Here is an 18,413-nt window from a genome sequence, read left to right on the forward strand (position 1 = left end):
CCGCAGAGCGTCGTGGTCAGCTGTGGTGGCCGCCCTTGTTGTGACTGCCACCGGGGTTCATGTGCGCCGAACCCTCCTCCATGGTCCCGCCCAGCTTGCTCTGCAGCGTAGTGACCGTGTTCTCCTGACCCACGGCGACCCACTTGCGGCCGACCAGGTAGTAGCCGCCGTAGTCCTTCGCGCCGCTCAGCCACTCGGCCTGGCCGCGGTCGGTGGCGAAGGTGGCGAGGATGTACTTCTCCTTGCCGGTCTTGCAGATGGCCTGGCGGATCTCGTCGGCGTCGGTCTGCATGTTCGGGTCGCACTTCGCCATGGCCGCCAGATGCTCCAGGCTGCCGGTCGCCGTCTTCGGCACCTCGGCCTCCTTGTCGCCGCCGGAGCCACAGCCGGCCAGCGCGAGCACCGCCACCGCGCCGGTCAGCGCGAGCATCGGTCGGGTCAATGTCATCGGTTCCTCCGGTCCATGCCGCACAGAGCCCCGACGGGGGCCCTCGTCTCCCATACGGCTGTGGTGTGCGATGCGCTCAAATCAGAGGCTCTCACGGGCACGGGTGTGCGAGTGTGACTCGGTGGACAAGGACTGGGAAGACCGCGTGACCGCGGCATGGGCGACCTTCGACAGCTACCCCGAGGAGGAGGCGGCCGCCTTCCGCGCCGTCATCGACGCCCTCGTCGCCGAACTGCCCGACGACAGCGCCCTCGGCCCCTTCGAGCAGGCCTGCGCCTGGGACTCGACGGGCCACTCGGACAGGGCGGCGCCGCTGTACCGGGAGGCACTCGCACGCGGGCTGAGCGGCTACAAGGGACGCCGGGCCAAGATCCAGCTGTCCAGCTCGCTGCGGAACATCGGACAGGCGAAGGAGGGTGTCGAACTCCTGACACCCGAGCTGGACGCACCCTCCGACGAGCTGGACGACGCCGTACGCGCGACGCTGGCGCTGTGCCTGTCCAGTCTCGGACAGGACCGGGAAGGGCTGGCGCTCGTACTGGGTGCGCTTGCGCCGCATCTGCCCCGGTATCAGCGGTCGATGGCGAACTATGCCCGAGCACTGCTGGAGCCCTGAGACCGAGCCGGTCCGAAACCCGCCCGGACACCCCGTTCGGCTGTGACCAACCGCCCATTCGCTCGTTCTGCTGAACGTGCAGTCACAGGATGTCGCCTCACGCCCCGGACCCGCCTCGGCCGACCCGGTCGTCGACGTCGAGCGGGCCGAGGCCGCGCTCGTCGAGCACTATCCGCGTCTCGTCCGGCTCGCCTATCTGGTGCTGCCGCCGAGCCTCGGCCGCAACCGGCGCGTGGTGACCGCGCACTCCCTCACCCAGCGCGCCCTGCCCCGTGGCCGGGCGACGTCGACGTCCGTGATCCCGGCCCAGGCGACGGGCCGCGACGGCGACCCCGGGTACACCTTCCTGCGTCTGCGGGTCCTGCGTACGGCACTGGAGGCGGGCCTGCCCCTGGTGCGCCCGGCCTGGCCCAAGCGCTCCCAACTGCCGCCCCTGCTGCCCCAGGTCTGGGGCCTGCGCCTCTTCCCCAGGTCGGGCGGCGCCGACGAACTCGCCCTGGACCAGCGGCTGTCGGCGCTGTCCGGCCCGGCGCGGGCGGCCTACGTCCTGCGCGGCCTGGAGAAGCTCGCGGACGGCGAGGTACGCGAGGTGCTTACGGCGGCCGGCGTCGAGGACGTGGACGACGCGCTGGAGGAGGCCGACGGCGTGCCGGCGCAGTACGCGCTGCTCGACTCCCCCGAGTTCGACCCCTGCTCGCTGCATGCCAGGCCCACCGATCTGATGCGGCGCAGGCAGCATCTGCGGGCCGCGCTCGCGGCCGGTGCGGCCCTGCTGGTGTGCGGCGCGCTGCTCGGTCTGCCCGGCGAGGGCTGGGCCCCCGACGGTCCCGCCGCGCCCGCCTACGCGCAGAACCCGGCGGCCGAGGCCGCGCTCGACCCGGCCCAGTTGACGAAGGTCCCCGCGCTGGCCTGGCAGTCCGCCGCGCGTACCGACTTCTCCGTGTGGCCGGCGCGCGGCGACCTCGCCGGTGACTCGGCCCTGCTGCGCCGCGCCCTCGCCGTGTGGGCCCGCCCCGGTGAGACGGTCACGGTCTCGGCGACCCCCGGCACCCCGGCGGGCGGCCCGCCCGGCGCGCCGCAGCTGCTGTACGCGGGCACCATCGACACCGCCCGCGTGGTGATCCTCTACGACGGTCTGCGCATCGCCCGCTACGCCGAGCCGACGGACGGCACGGCCGGTGCCGCCCTGGACTTCTCCCGGGTCGACGGCGCGACCAGGACGGAGGCGAGCGCGGTGGTGCTGAGCCGCGCCGACGGCAATGTCCGCTATCTGCTGGCGCCCTGGGTGAAGGGGGCGGCCGAGCGGGACCTGCTGAAGCCGGACTCCGGGGCGATGGACCTCACGGTGACGGACGGGGTGACCTCGCCGCTGTCGAGTCCCGTCTCCCAGCAGACCGGCGCGTGCTCGTCGTGGAACGTCCTCCAGGTGACCGACAAGGCCGGCACCCGGCTGCTCACCGACCTCGCCGAACTGGTCCCGGCCCGCCTCACCTCGGGCCGCCCCGGGGCCGCGAAGGACGTGACCGGTGCGCAGGCGCTGCATGCCTGGGCGCCCTCCTCCTGCTGGCTGGGCGCGATGCGCTCCGCGGGCGTGCGCACGGTCAACGCCTGGTCGTTCGCCCGGCAGACGCTGCCCGACGGCACCGGCGCGGCGGACTGGTCGTGCACGCGCGGGGAAACGTGGCGGGGCGGCGGCGAGCGGGTGCTGGCCCAGTTCCGCACGCCGGGGACCGCACAGGCGGCGACGGTGGCGAAGGCCGAGAACGTGTCGGCGTGCGGGGCGCGGGATCCCCATGTGCTGGCCGGGGTGCTGTGGAAGGCCAAGGCTGGCGACTGGTACCTGATGGCGGCGGGCACACACGACACGGAGTCGATCCGCGCGACGGGCGGGGTGCGGGGGACCGCCGAGGGCCATCTGCTGACCGTACGCTCCCAGCAGGGCGCGCAGGCCGAGCTGAAGGGCACCTTGGAGAGCGGGCGGTCGATCAGTGGGCTGAAGTGAACGGCCTTGCTGACACTCACGTAAACAAGGTCGCGCACGGGGCTTCACCCAGGACTTACCCGTCAGTACATTGACGCCATGTCTAATACGCAGGACCGGGTGCCCCTCAAGGCCCGCAAGGTGTCCTTCTCCTGGGACGACACCCCGTTGCACTGGGTGCCGGGGGATCCGTTCACCACGCACACCATCAATGTGCTGCATCTGCTCCTGCCGGCCGGCGAGCGATGGTTCGTGCACGTCTACAAGCAGGTGCTGCCGTACATACGCGACGAGCGACTGCGCGAGGACGTCCTCGGGTTCATCGGTCAGGAGGCGATGCACTCGCAGGCCCACGACGAGGTGCTGCCGCATCTGCGGGAGCAGGGGCTCGATCCGACGCCGTACACCGCACAGGTGGACTGGCTCTTCGAGAAGCTCCTCGGTGACCGCACGCTGCCGCCGGGCCGGGCGCGGCGCTGGTGGCTGATGGAGCGGGTCGCGCTGATCGCGGCGATCGAGCACTACACGGCCTTCCTCGGCGACTGGGTGCTCAACGCCGAGGAGCTGGACCGCCGGGGCGCCGACCCGACCATGCTGGACCTGCTGCGCTGGCACGGCGCCGAGGAGGTCGAGCACCGGTCGGTCGCCTTCGACCTGTTCATGCATGTCGACGGGGAGTACCGACGGCGGGTGCGGACCTGGGCCACGGCGTTCACCGCGCTGGTCTTCCTCTGGCAGCGCGGGGCGCGGTTCTTCATGGAGAACGACCCGACGCTCATCGACGGCAGGGCGACCTTCAAGGACTTCTACGTCCGCGGCAGGCGCGGCACGCTCCCCACGACCGGGGACATGCTCAAGTCCATCCCGCGCTATCTGAGCCGGGCGTACCACCCCTCGCAGGAGGGCTCCACACAGCAGGCAGTCGCCTATCTCGCCGCATCGCCTGCCGCGCTCGCCGCCGAGAAGGGTGCCGCCTGATGCCGAAGCTCCGTACCGTCGCGGTCGTCGCCGGTGCCGCCCTGCTCGCCCGGCGGGCGATGCGGCGCCGGGTCCGGGTCTCGCCGCTGTGGCCGATGCCCGCCCTTCAGGAGCCGGTCTCGGGACGGCCCCGGTCGCGTGCGCTGCGGGTGCTGGTGGCCGCGCGCGAGGAGGTCGCCGAAGGGGTCGTACGACTACGGCTGGAGGGGCACGGCCTGCCGCGCTGGGAACCCGGCGCGCATCTCGACCTCGTGCTGCCGTCGGGGCTGGTGCGGCAGTACTCGCTGTGCGGCGACCCGGAGGACACCTCGTCGTACACGGTGGCGACCCGGCTGGTGCCGGACGGGCGGGGCGGCTCGCGCGAGGTGCACGAGCAGGTCCGCGAGGGCATGGAGCTGGAGGTGCGCGGGCCGCGGAACCGGTTCCGGTTCGTCGAGGCCGACTCCTACGTCTTCGTCGCGGGCGGCATCGGGATCACCCCTGTGCTGCCGATGCTGCGGGCGCTGCCCGAGGGCGCCGAGTGGCGGCTGCTGTACTGCGGGCGCGACCGGGCCTCGATGCCGTTCCTGGAGGATGTCGAGAAGCTGGGCGAGGGCCGGGTGACGGTCGTGGAGGGGCCGCCGGACGTCGACGGGTTCCTGGCCGATCTGCCCGAGGGTGCCGCCGTCTACTGCTGTGGGCCGGAGGGATTGATGGCCGCGGTGGAGGAGCGGTTCCCGTCGGTCCGGTTGGAGCGGTTCACGCCGCGCGCCTCGACGGGCGGCGCCTTCGAGGTCGAACTCCGGCGCAGCGGGCGGACGTTGACCGTGACCGCCGACTCGACCGTACTGGCCGCCGTACGCGCCGAGTTGCCGAACACCGCCTACTCCTGCGAGCAGGGTTTCTGCGGGACCTGCCAACAGCGGGTGCTGGAGGGCGAGGTGGACCACCGGGACGAGCTGCTGACCGACGCCGAGCGGGACGACTCCATGCTGATCTGTGTGTCGCGGGCGCGGGGTGATCGGCTCGTACTGGACATTTGAATCCTCCCCTCCCTGAAGGGGAGGGGATTCCTGGCTCAGGCTGGGGAGGTGTTTCCGCATGCGGTGCAGGTGTAGGTGCGCTCACCCAGCGGCAGTGCGTGCTTGGCTCTCGCATCGCAGTGCGCGCAGTCCATCGTGGTGTGCGCGGGGTGGACCAGGCGGATGTCCCGCCCGTGTTTGCGGCCCATCTCGATCAGTGCGGCCTTGGTGGTGCCGACGGCGGCGTCCGCTGCCTTGCGGGCCATGGTGGTCTTGGCCAGGAACTTCGGACGGAAGTCCTCGACCGCGATGGCGTCGTGGTCGCGGACCACCTTCTTGGCCCACTTGCGGCCGGTGTCCTCACGCTGCCTGGCGACTTTCTTGTGCGCCTTGGCCCGCAGTTTCTTCGCCTCGCGGTAGCCCTTCGACGCCGGCTGGCCCTTCTTCGGCTTGCGGCGGGCCATCATCCGGTCGTAACCGGTCAGCTTCTTCTGTGCCTTCTTGCCGTGCCCGGCGTAGGGGAGGTCGTGCGCGTCGGAGGTGGTGGTCGCGGTCTCCTTCACACCCCAGTCGACGCCGAGTGCGCGGCCGGTCCTGGGCAGGGGATGTACCTGGGTGGGGACGACGAACGAGCAGTACCAGTGCCCGAGGCTGTCCTGGTACACGCGCACCGAGGACGGCTCAGCCGGTAGTTCCCGAGACCACACCACCGCAACCACGATGCCGCCCGCCAGGTGCAGCCGGCCGACCTTCAACCGGAAGCCGCCTGGGTGTAGTTGAGGGTAGGCAGTGCCTCGCGTTTGGTCTTCCACTTCGGCATCCCGGCCCGCTGCCGGACCGGCAGGCGCTCGGTGATGTCCTTGTGCGCCTTGGCGCGGGCGCGGCCGAAGTCGCGGATGACCTGCTGCTGTACCACTGACGAGCCCTCACGCAGCCACGGCGTACGGGCGCGGGCCTCGGTCAGCATCCGATCGAGCTGAGCCGGGCCGCACGTGGCCTTCTGGCCGGTGGACTTGTTGTGCAGGTGTACGGCCCTGGACTTGGCGACGCATTCGTTCCACAGCCAGCGGCATCGGTGCCACTCCGCCTCCAGGGCGGTGCGGGCGGTCGACGACACGCGCAGCCGGTAGGTGTATCGGGCATGCCCGACCCTCGCCACCGTCTCCACCTGCGCCATCTCGCCCCTCTCACAGCCCCGGCCGGGACACCAGTGCCATCCCGAATCCTGCGAAGGACCATACGTACGACAGCCGCACAAACGCCCCCCGATCCCACACTCGCCACCCCGACCAGCGACGACGGGCACGCGCGTCCGCATCACCTCGGCGAACCCGACAACGGTACGAACGCTCCGCGTCCCGACACCCGGATGCGATTCCTCCCCGGCGTGAACGCCGGGCCCTCCTCGCAGGAAGCAGGTGAACGCCTGTGGTCACTCCGGTCCGTTCGGGGCCGGAATCGATCGGTAAGGTGTTCGCATGACTACCGGGGTACGGCGAAGAATGGGAGTCGAGGAGCGGCGGCAGCAGTTGATAGGCGTCGCCCTCGAACTGTTCAGCCAGCGCTCGCCCGACGATGTCTCGATCGACGAGATAGCCGCGGCCGCGGGCATCTCGCGGCCGCTGGTGTATCACTACTTCCCCGGCAAACTCAGCCTGTACGAAGCCGCGTTGAAGCGTGCGTCGGAGGAACTGGCGGGCCGTTTCGTCGAGCCGCAGGAAGGCCCGCTGGGGGCGCGGCTGCTGCGGGTGATGCGGCGGTTCTTCGACTTCGTCGACGATCACGGCCCCGGTTTCTCGGCGCTGATGCGCGGCGGCCCGGCCGTCGGCTCGACGGCGACGAACGCCCTGATCGACTCCGTGCGGCAGGCCGCGTATGTCCAAATCCTTTCGCATCTGCGCGTGGAGGATCCGCCGGCGCGACTGGAACTGGTCGTCCGCTCCTGGATCTCGCTCGCCGAGTCGACCGCGCTGATCTGGCTGGACGGCCGGCGCATCCCGCGCGGCGAGCTGGAGGTCCAGCTCGTCCACGACTTCGCCGCGCTGGCCGCCGTCAGCGCCGCCCAGAACGAGGAGATGGGCGCGCTGCTGCGCCGCATGCTCAGGGACGAACCGGCCGACGGCCCCTTCGCCGACCTGATCGCCCGGCTGATCTCGCTGGCGTCCTAGGCCAAGGCCTAGCGCTCGAACTTGCGGTACGAGGGGTCGAGGTCGCGCACCTCCGCGGAGGCGTGCAGCACGATCCCGTCGTCCTCGATGTGCTTGCGCAGCAGCTCCAGAACCGCCTCGGTCAGCTTCGCCTTGGTCTCGTCGCTGCGTCCGGCGAGCAGGCCGAGGGTGACATGGACGACCGCGTGGCCCTGCTCCTCGGGGTCCTCGTAGCCGAAGGCCGTGAACTGGCCGGGCCGGAACTGCGTCTTGCACGCCTCCGGCTTGGCCGCCGCGATCTCGACGGTCGCGGTGTGCAGGTCCTTGGCGAAGCCCTTCCGGTCGAAGGAGATCGTCTGCGAGTGGTCGACGGTGATCTGCGGCATGAGCACTCCTGTTCTACGGCGGCAGCGCTCACCCTAACCTCAGTGCCAACATCGCGATGTCGTCCTCCCGGTCGTGCCCGAAGCAGCCCAGCAGGGTGTCGCACAGCCCGTCGAGGCCGTCCGGGGCGTCGGCGGCGGCCGTGCGCAGCTGCTCCATGGAGGCGGCGAGGTCGATGCCGCGGGTCTCGATGAGTCCGTCGGTGACCATCAGGAGACGGTCCTGCCGGTCCAGCACCAGCTCGCTCGGTTCGGGCCGGTCGAGGCCGAGCCCGAGCAGCGGGCCGTCCACCGGGACGTACTCGGCCTTGCCCTCCTCCCGCACGAGCACCGGCGGAAGGTGGCCCGCGTTGGCGATCCGGACCCGCCCGGTGCCGGAGTCGACCAGGGCGAGGCAGACCGTGGCGGTGACCTCGGGGTGGTAGTGCAGCAGCATCTGGTCGAGCCGTTCGGCGAGCGCCCTCGGGTCGCTCTCCTCGACGCAGTAGGCGCGCAGTGCGTGCCGTATCTCGACCATCACGGTGGCCGCGTCCAGCGAGTGCCCGACGACGTCCCCGACGGCGGTGAGCACTCCGCCCGGGGTGCGCAGGGCGGCGTAGAAGTCCCCGCCGATCTCGGTCTGCCGGGAGGCGGGCACGTACCGTACGACGAGGTCGACGCCCGGCAGATGGGGCAGCCGGTGCGGCTGGGGCAGGAAGCTGTGCTGGAGGGTGAGGGCGATGTCCCGCTCCGCCTGGTACATCAGCAGCGGCTCGGCGGCGAGCGCGGTGGCCTGGGCGAGGCGCTCCGCGGGATGTGCCGCGAGAGGAAATACCGCGCTCTGCCGTCGGTCGTGTGCGGCTTGATGGTGGCTGGTCGCGCCCCGCGGCGGAGCCGCATTGCGATACAGCTCCGCGCCTCTCCGGGGCGCTGCTGGTACCGCGGTCCGGCGCAGCGGCGTGGCAATGCACACCTGGGCTCGGCTCTCCTTGGCCGACGCCAGCACCAGGTGGGCGTCGTCCTGGGCGCCGGGTCGGAAGAGGCCCGCCGGCCACAGGGGCGCCGGGACGACGGTGCTGTGCACTCCGGCCCGTCGGTCCGCGATCCGCGAGATCAGCCGGGCCGCGGCCTGGTGCGGGCCCGCGTCGGACAGGGCGAGCCGACTGCGGGAAGTGCCGTGGTGGGCTTCGCCGTCCGGACCGATGACGAAGACGACGGCGGGTGTGCCGGTCAGCCGGGCCGCGCCCGCGGCGGCCGCGTCGGCCAGCTCCCCCAGGCAGCGCGCGGTCTGCACGGTGACGATGGCCTCGGACAGCAGCGTCAGCCGCTGCGCGAGCGCCTCGGCGGCGGTGCGCCGGCGCGCTCCGGACCGCCGCCTGGACCACGGCCTGGATCTCCCGGGGCTCGGCGGGCACGGTCAGATAGGCGTCGGCGCCCGCGTCGAGCCCCCGGCACCGGTCCCCCGCGTCCATCGCCATCGCGGAGAAGTGGACGACGGGCAGCGCGGCCGTGGACGGACGGGACTTGACCAGGCGGCACAGGTCGAAGCCGTTCATGTCCGGCAGCCCGACGTCGACGAGAGCCGCGTCCGGCAGGGCGCCCGCCCGCAGCCGTTCGTCGAGCTCGCTCAGCGCCTCGCCCGCGCTCGCGACCGGCACCACGTCGTGGCCCGCGCGGCGCAGCACGGCGCCCATGGCGTAGCGGTTGGTCGGGACGTCGTCGACGACCATCACGGTCGCGCCCGACTTGACGTAACCCTCCATCGTCGGCAGCCCTTGGATAGGCGTGAGTGGGGCGGACCCGTCTACCGGGTCCGCCCCACTCAAGTTAGTGCCGTATCAGAGGGCTCGTGCGAAGACGGCGACGGTACGACCCGGAATGGCGAACGTGCCTGTTTCCTCCTCGTAGGAAGCGGACTTGACGATAGGGTCCGCGCCCGAGGCCTGCACCGGATGCAGCCGGTACCCGGCATCGGCGAGCTCGGCGACGCGCTGCTCCTGCTTCTCGGGTGTCGCGTTGAAGACGACGACGAGGTCACCGAGCCGCATGGTGATCACGCCGGGCGTCTCGTCCTTGCCGGACAGCGGGAAGGACAGCTTCGACTGCACCTGCTCGGCCGTGCCGAGGGAGAAGGCGCTCTCCGTCGAACGGATCCGCAGCAGGTCCCGGTACGCCGCCGAGGCGCCCTCGATCTGCTCGCAGCCGACCTTGACGGTGCCGAGCAGGGGCCTCGCGTACGACCACTTGGACGCGTTGTCGGCCGCCATCGGCAGCCCTTGCCCGAAGCCGTTGCCGTCGGCGCAGTTCCAGTGGATGGCGTTGAACCAGTCGCCGCTGTCGTAGGAGTTGCGGTCAAGGGACTTGGAGCGCAGCAGGTCGGTGCCGGCCTGGGAGAGCGCCGGGCCCTGCGACAGGGTCGCCGTGGCCATGGCGAGGATCTGCATCCGGGCCCGGTCGGCCGCGCTCGTCGTGGCGGGCAGTTTGAAGGCGAGGGCGTCGAACAGCGACTCGTTGTCGTGCGCGTCCGCGTAGGCGAGGGCGTCACCGGGAGCGGCCGCGTAGCCGGCGGGTGAGCCGTTGTAGTCGACCTCGGAGCCCTTGACCTCCTTGCCCGCGGTGTCGGTGAAGCGGTAGCCGGCGAGGTTGCCGGACAGACCGACCTTGATCAGGTCCTGGTAGTGCAGCAGACGCGCCTTCTGTTCCTCGGGAGTGCCGTTGTTCTCGGAGGAGTTGGGCTCGGTGTAGAGCCCGGACGCGAAGCCCTGGACGCCCGGGTCCTCGTCGAAGGGCCCGCCGCCGCGTACGGCGTCACGCGCCCGGTCGGAGAAGGTGGCGATGCCGGTGCCGGCCATGTTCTGCTGCGTGGCCTGCGTGAAGCGGGCGTCGTCGGCGACCTCGCCGAAGTTCCAGCCCTCGCCGTACAGGATGATCTTCTTGCCGTCGACGCCGTCCTTGGCGAGGGTCAGCTCGTCGAGGGCCGCCCGGACCGCGAGGATGTTGGCCTTCGGGTGGTGGCCCATGAGGTCGAAGCGGAAGCCGTCGACCTTGTACTCCTTGGCCCAGGTGACGAGGGAGTCGACGACCAGCTTGCCCATCATGGCGTTCTCGGTGGCGGTGTTGGCACAGCAGGTGCTGTTGGCGACCGAGCCGTCGGCGAGGAGCCGCTGGTAGTAGCCGGGGACGATGCGGTCGAGGACGCTGGTGTCGGCCTGTCCGCTCGCCGCCGTGTGGTTGTAGACGACGTCCATGACGACCCGCAGGCCGTCCTCGTTCAGCGACTTCACCATCTTGCGGAACTCGACGGTACGCGCGGTGCCGTCGGGGTCGGAGGCGTACGAGCCCTCCGGGACCGTGTAGTGGTACGGGTCGTAGCCCCAGTTGTAGGCGTCCTTCGCGGCGATCTTCGCGACGCACTCCTGCTGCCGCTCGGAGTCGGCCGGGAAGGAGGCCAGGTCGCAGTCGGTTCTCGCCTGGTCGGACTTCTTCTCCGGGATGGTGGCGATGTCGAAGGCCGGCAGCAGATGGACGTACGACGTGCCCGCCTCGGCCAGCTGCTTCAGGTGCTTGGAGCCGTCGCTGAGCTTGTCGGTGAAGGCGAGGTAGGTGCCCTTGTCCTTCGCGGGCACCGTCTTGTCGGCGACCGAGAAGTCCCGGACGTGCAGCTCCTGGATCTGGGCGTCCTTCAGCGGCACCGCCTTCGGCTTGGTGTACGTCGACCAGCCCGCCGGCGCCAGGGACCTGTCGCCGAGGTCGACGAGGAGGCTGCGCTCGGAGTTCGCGGTGAGCGCGACCGAGTAGGGGTCGGTGACCTTGTTGGTGACGACCTTGCGGACGCTGGGCGCCCAGACCTGCACGACGTACCGGTACGGCTTGTTCTTCCAGGACTTGGGCCCGGTGACGGACCAGACGCCGGTGCTGTCGTTGCGCTTCATGGCGACGGTGGAGTCGCCGATCTCGGCCTTGACCGACTGTGCCGTCGGCGCCCAGACGGAGAGCGTCGGACGGCCCTTGTCGAAGGTCGGCCCGAGGTCGGCCTTCGTCGCGCCCGGGTACAGGTCGTCGAGCACACCGGCGATCTGCACACCGGTCGCGGCCAGGACGGCGCCGCCCGCGGCCCGCTGCGAGGCGACGACCTGCCCCTTGAGGGCGTCGCGCACCCGGTCGCGGTCACGCGGGTCCACGGACCAGGCGGCGTAGTCCTTCAGGTGCGGGAACCTCGCCTTCTGGGCGTCGGTGAGGGAAGACTTGGACAGGCGCAGCCACTTGGCGTCACCCGTCAGCGTGCCGTCCTGCACCGCGATCCCGCCGTCCCGGCTGTACAGCAGCTGGGTGGAGGCGGCCGCGTCCGAGCCGTTCCAGGCGACGGTGTCCCGGTCGATCCAGACCGCCTTGGAGGTGGTCAGGTCGAGGGCCGCCGCGGAGCCCGCCGGCTGCGGGAGCAGGTACTTCTCCTGGCCGCTCAACAGCCACACCTCATGGCCGTTCGCCTCGAGGTCGAGCGACTGGTCGGTGGGCAGGTCCTTCTCGTCGCCCTTGTGGATGATGTAGCTGAGACTGGTGGCACCGTCGGTGAGCGGTACCTCGAAGACCGCACCATAGGTATCAGTCTTGACCGGCTTCAGGGGGTTCGACCACTCGGTGGGGTTCGCGGCACCCGTCCAGGTGTGCAGACCCCAGCCGTCGTAGTCGCCGTCGGTGCGCTGGTAGTGGATGGTCGCCTTTGTCTTGTCCTGCTCGGGATGGTCCGGCCTCTGCGTGAGAACGTCGGTCTTGCCCTGCTCGATCCAGACCTCGCCGGTCTTGGTGACGTCGATCGTGCGGTCGGCGGAGACGTCCTTGTTGCCGTCCTTGTCGATGACGAGGAAGCCGATGCCGGCGGCGCCGGGCTTCAGCTTGACGTAGGCGAAGGCGCCGTAGGCGTCCCGGCCGACGAAGGGGTGGCTGTTCGGCCACTCGGTGGACTCGCCGTCGGCGAGGTCGCCCCAGGCGTACAGGCCCCAGTCCTTGTAGTCGCCGTCGGTGCGCTTGTAGTGGACGATCGCGTAGTCGCGGGAGGAGGCGCTGGGGGTCTCGGGGACGGGCGGGGTGCCGGTGGTCGAGGCCGCCGTGGCGCTCGCCCTGCGTCCCGCCGAGTCGATCACAACCGCCTTGTAGCGCAGGGCGGTTCCGGGCGGTACGTCCTTCCCGATGATCTGCGTGACCTTGTACGGGGCGTGGTCGGCGGAGCCGAGGGTCTTCCACTTGCCGTTTCCGACCTGCGCGGCGAAGACCACGCGGTTGAGCTGTCCGCCTCCCCCATCATCGGCTCCGATCTCGACGGTGCCGGTGGCGCCGGTGGCCGGGGCCTTGAGGGTGATCGCCGGCTCGGCGGCGGGCTGGGCCGGCCTGCCCGCGGCCTTGAGGACGATCGCCGAGCCGGCCGGGACGGTGACGGTGAGCTTCTTGGCGTCGTCGCTCTTCAGGGAGTCGTCGCTGCCGTAGATGCCCTTGAACGTCATGCCGGCCGCACCGGTACCGAACGTCGCCGTCTTCGCCTCGTCGGCGTTGTTGAAGGCGACGACGTACTCGGCGCCCGTCTTCGCGTCGGTGCGGGAGAAGGCGTAGATCCCGGCGCCGTCGGCCGCGAACCGCTCGGTCTGGACACCGTCGGCGAGGGCCGGGTTGGCCTTGCGGAGCTTGGCGAGAGCCGCGATCTGCCGGTACAGCGGCGCATCGGTGTCGTAGGCGTCGCTCGCGTGGGTGCGGTCGGTGCCGATCTGGTCGTCGTCGAGGTAGTCGGCGGTCCTGGAGGCGAACAGGGTCTGGCGGGCGTCCTTGTCGCCGCCTGCGCCCGTGAAGCCCTGCTCGTCGCCGTAGTAGACGACCGGGTTGCCGCGGCTGAGGAACATCAGCTCGTTGGCGAGCTCGTCCTTGGCGAGCAGTTCGGCGTCGGTGGCGTTCGGGTCGTCCTGCTTCAGGAAGTACCCGATGCGGCCCATGTCGTGGTTGCCGAGGAAGGTGACCTGCTCGTAGGCGTTGGCCTTGTCGGTCGTGTACTTGTAGTCGTCGCCGAAGACGCCGGCCAGCTTGCGTGCGCTGCCGCCCTGCGAGGCGTACTGGCGTGCCGCCTCCTGGAAGGGGAAGTCGAGCGTGGCGTCGAGGCGGCCCTCGGTGACATACGGCGAGGTGATGCCGGTGTCGGCGGAGTAGACCTCACCGAACATGAAGAAGTCGTCGCGGCCCTGCTTGGCCGCGTAGGAGTCGAGAGCGGTGGCCCACTGGGTCCAGAACTCCATGTTGACGTGCTTCACGGTGTCGATCCGGAAGCCGTCGATGTCGAAGTCCCGCACCCACCGCTGGTAGATGTTCTCCATCCCCTGCACGACCTCGGGACGCTCGGTCCACAGGTCGTCGAGGCCGCCGAAGTCACCGTGCGTGGAGCTCTCACCGGCGAACGTGGAGTCGCCGCGGTTGTGGTACATCGTCGGGTCGTTGAGCCACGACGGGACCTTGGAGTTCTTCGTGGCCTTGGGCGTACGCGGGAAGGAGTCGGTGTCGACGGCCGGGAACCCGGACTTTCCGTCCGCGTAGTCCGCGTCGTCGAAGGGCTTGCCGTCTTTCGTCAGATACGGGAAGGCGCCCTTGGAGAGGTAGTCGTAGGACTTCTCCTCGTAGTCGACGACGTCGGCCGTGTGGTTGGTGATGACGTCGAAGAAGACCTTCATGCCCTTGGCGTGGGCCTTGGAGATGAGGGTCTCCAGGTCCTTGTTGGTGCCGAAGTGCGGGTCGACCTGGGTGAAGTCGGTGATCCAGTAGCCGTGGTAGGCGGCGGAGGCGTCGCTCCCCGTCCCCTGCACGGGCCGGTTCTTGAAGATGGGGGCCATCCAGATGGCGGTGGTGCCCATGCCCTTGATGTAGTCGAGGCGCTTGGTCAGGCCCTTGAGGTCGCCGCCCTGGTAGAAGCCCTTGTCGGTGGGGTCGTAGCCGGTGGCCAGGCGCGAACCGGTCAGTCCGCCCTTGTCGTTGCCCGTGTCGCCATTGGCGAAACGGTCCGGCAGGACGAAGTAGAACTGCTCACGGGTGGCGTCGTGCCGGGCGGGCTCGGCGGCGAGCCGCGCGTCGGACGGGGGCGGGGGCGGAGTGTCCGCCCTCGCCGCGAGAGGCTGGACGAGCGCTGCGGCCAGCGCGGTCGCGACGACCGCGGCGACCCGTCCGATAGGGGCTGTTCGGCGCCTCGACGGCGTCTGCCATCTCGGTATCACAGATGGACTCCTTGCGATCACGGCTCATTGGGTCCGACCCCGCGCGACCGTATCGCCGCCGTAAGGATTACAGCAAGAGGCTTGAAAGCATCGGTAAGAAGTTTCAGACCGGCTGCCGGCGAGGCGAGTTGGTCCACGCGGACAGGTCGTGGCGCGTGCCGCGCATGGTCACCGGTGCCATGCGCGGCACGCGAGAGGCCGAGGCTCGGCTCAGCAGCTCGACTTGCCGGCGTAGATCGCGAGGGCGGTGTTGGCGCCCAGCGTGGCCGTGAACTGGCCGCTGGAGTTCACCGTCACGCTCGTGTTGTTCTGGACGTTGCAGTAGGTGCCCGCCGCCAGGGACGTCTGATAGGTGCGGCTCAGGCTGCCCGACTCGTGGTTGACCGCCACGAAGCCCTTGCTCCCCCGCCCGAAGGCGATGGCGTCGGCGCCGTTGTCCCACCAGTTGGTGACCGACTCGCCGCGGGTGGCGTTGCGGAAGGCGACCATCGACTTGATCTCGGGCCAGGCGTGCTGGCACTTCCAGCCGTTCTGCCAGCAGGCGGTCACGGAGCCGCCGCTCGGCGGACCCGCGTCCGTGTCCGAGAACTCGTAGCCGGAGTTGATGTCGGGCGCGCCGTAGGGCCAGGCGAGCATGAAGACGTTGGCCAGCGTGTAGTTGGCGCCGTCCTTGTAGTTGAGGGTGGAGCCGTTGCGCTCGGTGTCGTGATTGTCGACAAAGACACCGGAGACGCCGCTGCTCATATAGCCCCAGCCCTCGCCGTAGTTCTTCAGGTAGGCGAGGTTCTCGTTGTTGAAGACGCGCTTGAGGTCGTAGGCGTAGCGGAACTCCTGCACATCCCCGTTGCCCGTGTACTCGGTCGGCTGGACGGCCTCGCCGCTGCCGTAGATGGCCTCCTGCTTCCAGTACACGGAGGGGTTGCTCAGCCGGGACTTGATGTTCGCGAGGTCGGCGGCGTCCATGTGCTTCGCCGCGTCGATGCGGAAGCCGTCGACGCCGAGCGAGAGCAGGTCGTTCATGTAGCCGGCGATGGCGCCGCGGACGTACGACTCACCGGTGTCCAGGTCGGAGAGGCCGACCAGCTCGCAGTGCTGGACGTTCCAGCGGTCCTGGTAGTTGCTGATCTGACCGGTGCAGTCGTCGAAGTCGAACGACGAGTACAGGCCGGGGTAGTCGTACTTCGTGTACGACGACCCGCCCGTCCCCGTGCCGCTGCCCGCGGACATGTGGTTGATGACGGTGTCGGCCACGACCTTCACCCCGGCCGCGTGGCAGGTGCTCACCATGTTCTGGAAGGCCGTACGGTCACCGAGGCGCCCGGCGATCTTGTAGCTCACCGGCTGGTACGAGGTCCACCACTGCGAGCCCTGGATGTGCTCGGCGGGCGGGGAGACCTGGACGTAGCCGTAGCCGGCGGGGCCGAGGGTGTTGGTGCACTCCTTCGCCACCGAGGCGAAGTTCCACTCGAAGAGGACGGCGGTGACGTCCTTGGTGCCGGGCGGGGAGGCCTGGGCGATGCCGGGGGCCGAGAGGGCTGCGGCCGTTGCGGCGAGTGCGGTCGCGGTGACGGACCATCTGGATATCAAGGCGTCAACTCCTTGCGTCTGCGGCTCAGTCGGTTCCCCCCTGCGCCGCGGCGCGGCTCCTTTGCCGGGCGCCGGCGTGAACGTACCGCTAACGAAAGCTTTACAGCAAGGCCCTTGAAAATCGAAGAAAGAACTTTCACAAACGCCCGGAACGCGACAGGGCCTACCACCCAACTGGGCGGCAGGCCCCTCGAATCGGCGAAACGCCCGGCTACGTCGTCAGGCCGTCGTCCACCACACCGTCGTGTCCGACGGGACCTTGGTCTCGCCGTCCGCCTCGGTGATCTCGCCGCTGGTGAGCAGGACGCGGCCGTGGGCGGGGAGGGTGACGGACTCGCCGGTGGTGTTCGCGACACACACGAACTCGCCTCGGCGGAAGGCCAGGACACCCTCGGGTGCGCGGAGCCACTCCACCGAGTCGCCCGCGCCCAGGTCGGGCTGCGCACGGCGGGCGGCGAGCGCGGAGCGGTACAGCTCCAGGGTGGAGTCGGCGTCGCCGGTCTGGGCCTCGACGCTCAGCTCGCCCCAGCCCTGCGGCTGCGGCAGCCAACTGCCGCCCGTGCCGAAGCCGTACGACGAACCCCCGCGCGTCCACGGGATCGGCACCCGGCAGCCGTCACGGAAGCCGTCCTGGCCCGCGCCGCGGAAGTACGCCGGGTCCTGGCGCACCTCGTCGGGCAGGTCGACGACGTCCGGGAGCCCGAGCTCCTCGCCCTGGTAGATGTACGCCGAGCCGGGCAGGGCCAGCATCAGCAGAGTGGCGGCACGCGCCCGGCGCAGACCGAGTTCGCGGTCGCCGGCCGTGCGGATCTGGGTGCCGAGGCCGGGCGGGTTGGCGAAGCGGGTGGCGTGGCGGGTGACGTCGTGGTTGGACAGGACCCAGGTGGCGGGGGCACCGACCGGGCGCATCGCCTCCAGGGTGCGGTCGACGACCTTGCGCAGCTCCTCCGCGTCCCAGTCCGTCGACAGGTACTGGAAGTTGAAGGCCTGGTGCAGCTCGTCCGGGCGGACGTAGTTCGCGGTGCGCTCGACGGTCGGGGTCCAGGCCTCGGCGACGAAGATGCGCTCACCCGCGTACTCGTCGAGGATCGTGCGCCACTGGCGGTAGATCTCGTGCACGCCGTCCTGGTCGAAGAACGGCATGACGTCGTTGCCCAGCAGCTTGAGCTGATCGTGGTCTCCGAGGTCGGGCAGCCCCTCCGCCTTCACCAGGCCGTGGGCCACGTCGATACGGAAGCCGTCGACGCCCATGTCGAGCCAGAAGCGGAGAATCGAGCGGAACTCGTCCCCCACCGCCGGGTGCTCCCAGTTGAAGTCCGGCTGCTCGGGCGCGAAGAGGTGGAGGTACCAGTCGCCGGGGGTGCCGTCGGGCTCGGTGACCCGCGTCCACGCCGGGCCGCCGAAGATGGACTCCCAGTCGTTGGGCGGGAGTTCGCCGTTCTCGCCCTTGCCGGGACGGAAGTGGTAGCGGTCCCGCAGCGAGGAGCCGGGGCCCTCCGCGACGGCTCGCTTGAACCACTCGTGCTGGTCGGAGGAGTGGTTCGGGACCAGGTCGACGATGATCCTGAGCCCCAGCTCCCGGGCGTCGCGGATCAGCGCGTCGGCGTCGAGCAGGTTGCCGAACATCGGGTCGACGGCCCGGTAGTCGGCGACGTCGTAGCCGGCGTCGGCCTGCGGGGAGGCGTAGAAGGGGCTGAGCCACACGGCGTCCACACCGAGGTCGCGCAGATACGGCAGGCGGGAGCGTACGCCTTCCAGGTCACCCATGCCGTCGCCGTTGCTGTCGGCGAAGCTGCGCGGATAGACCTGGTAGATCACCGCGTCCCGCCACCAGTCGCTGCGCTTGGCTTTGGCGGGATTCGGGGCCGGGGCGATGGCGGAGTGCTGCTGGCTCATGGCGTCCTTGGTGCGGTGGGGGTCCCCCCGCTCGAGCGAGCTCGAAAGCGGGCGAAGGGTCATGGGGTCAGGTGTGCGTACAACGGTTATGACGAGGCGGTCGCGGTGACAGCGGGGTCGGATGGCCACCGCGACCGCCTCGAGTTCTGGTGCTGC

At 70.2% G+C, this 18,413-nt stretch carries 10 protein-coding genes and 2 pseudogenes; 5 read left to right on the plus strand and 7 right to left on the minus strand.

The genetic code is table 11. The features are described 5' to 3' along the window. Nucleotides 1-16: 16 nt before the first annotated feature. Nucleotides 17-448 carry a hypothetical protein gene (locus tag ACFQ6S_RS16750; RefSeq protein WP_383409422.1) on the minus strand — a complete coding sequence of 144 codons (432 nt, stop codon included), beginning with the start codon at nt 446-448 and terminating at the stop codon, nt 17-19. Nucleotides 449-518: 70 nt separating this feature from the next. Here ACFQ6S_RS16750 and ACFQ6S_RS16755 point away from each other — a divergent pair, with 70 nt between their 5' ends. From ACFQ6S_RS16755 to ACFQ6S_RS16770, 4 genes are all read left to right on the plus strand, one after another. Beyond that, the gene (locus ACFQ6S_RS16755; protein ID WP_383409424.1) at nt 519-1,064 is read left to right on the plus strand and encodes a tetratricopeptide repeat protein; all 546 of its coding nucleotides are present in this window, start codon (nt 519-521) and stop codon (nt 1,062-1,064) included. A gap of 76 nt (nt 1,065-1,140) precedes the next feature. Next, entirely contained in the window at nt 1,141-3,066 is a 1,926-nt protein-coding gene (locus tag ACFQ6S_RS16760; protein ID WP_383409427.1) for a hypothetical protein, read from the plus strand. A gap of 78 nt (nt 3,067-3,144) precedes the next feature. After that, nucleotides 3,145-4,023: a metal-dependent hydrolase gene (locus ACFQ6S_RS16765; RefSeq protein ID WP_383409430.1), complete on the plus strand. Its 879-nt coding sequence runs from the start codon at nt 3,145-3,147 to the stop codon at nt 4,021-4,023. Then, nucleotides 4,023-5,045: a PDR/VanB family oxidoreductase gene (locus ACFQ6S_RS16770; RefSeq protein ID WP_383409433.1), complete on the plus strand. Its 1,023-nt coding sequence runs from the start codon at nt 4,023-4,025 to the stop codon at nt 5,043-5,045. The genes ACFQ6S_RS16765 and ACFQ6S_RS16770 overlap by 1 nt, the downstream gene beginning before the upstream one ends. Nucleotides 5,046-5,086: 41 nt before the next feature. Here the strand turns inward: ACFQ6S_RS16770 and ACFQ6S_RS16775 are convergent. Continuing rightward, a pseudogene (locus ACFQ6S_RS16775) lies at nt 5,087-6,201 on the minus strand (RNA-guided endonuclease InsQ/TnpB family protein); the annotation flags it as partial. Nucleotides 6,202-6,502: 301 nt separating this feature from the next. On the opposite strand from ACFQ6S_RS16775, the gene ACFQ6S_RS16780 reads away from it, so the two are divergent. Next, the gene (locus tag ACFQ6S_RS16780) at nt 6,503-7,192 is read left to right on the plus strand and encodes a TetR/AcrR family transcriptional regulator (protein WP_383409436.1); all 690 of its coding nucleotides are present in this window, start codon (nt 6,503-6,505) and stop codon (nt 7,190-7,192) included. Between the two features lie 8 nt (nt 7,193-7,200). On the opposite strand, the gene ACFQ6S_RS16785 is transcribed toward ACFQ6S_RS16780, so the two are convergent. The 5 genes and pseudogenes from ACFQ6S_RS16785 to ACFQ6S_RS16805 form a co-directional block, all read right to left on the minus strand. Next, complete coding sequence (locus ACFQ6S_RS16785; RefSeq protein ID WP_383409439.1) at nt 7,201-7,557, minus strand: 5-carboxymethyl-2-hydroxymuconate Delta-isomerase; 357 nt, start codon at nt 7,555-7,557, stop codon at nt 7,201-7,203. Between the two features lie 28 nt (nt 7,558-7,585). After that, a pseudogene (locus ACFQ6S_RS16790) lies at nt 7,586-9,296 on the minus strand (SpoIIE family protein phosphatase). Between the two features lie 75 nt (nt 9,297-9,371). After that, the gene (gene pulA, locus ACFQ6S_RS16795; RefSeq protein ID WP_383409443.1) at nt 9,372-14,774 is read right to left on the minus strand and encodes a pullulanase-type alpha-1,6-glucosidase; all 5,403 of its coding nucleotides are present in this window, start codon (nt 14,772-14,774) and stop codon (nt 9,372-9,374) included. A gap of 210 nt (nt 14,775-14,984) precedes the next feature. Continuing rightward, nucleotides 14,985-16,361, minus strand: a complete 1,377-nt coding sequence (locus ACFQ6S_RS16800; protein ID WP_383409446.1) for an alpha-amylase family protein — start codon at nt 16,359-16,361, stop codon at nt 14,985-14,987. A 219-nt stretch (nt 16,362-16,580) separates the two neighbouring features. Beyond that, nucleotides 16,581-18,257, minus strand: coding sequence for a glycoside hydrolase family 13 protein (locus tag ACFQ6S_RS16805; RefSeq protein WP_383409449.1), 1,677 nt, complete (start codon nt 18,255-18,257; stop codon nt 16,581-16,583). Nucleotides 18,258-18,413 lie beyond the last annotated feature (156 nt).

The organism is Streptomyces sp. NPDC056479, assembly GCF_042795335.1.
Classification (GTDB): domain Bacteria; phylum Actinomycetota; class Actinomycetes; order Streptomycetales; family Streptomycetaceae; genus Streptomyces.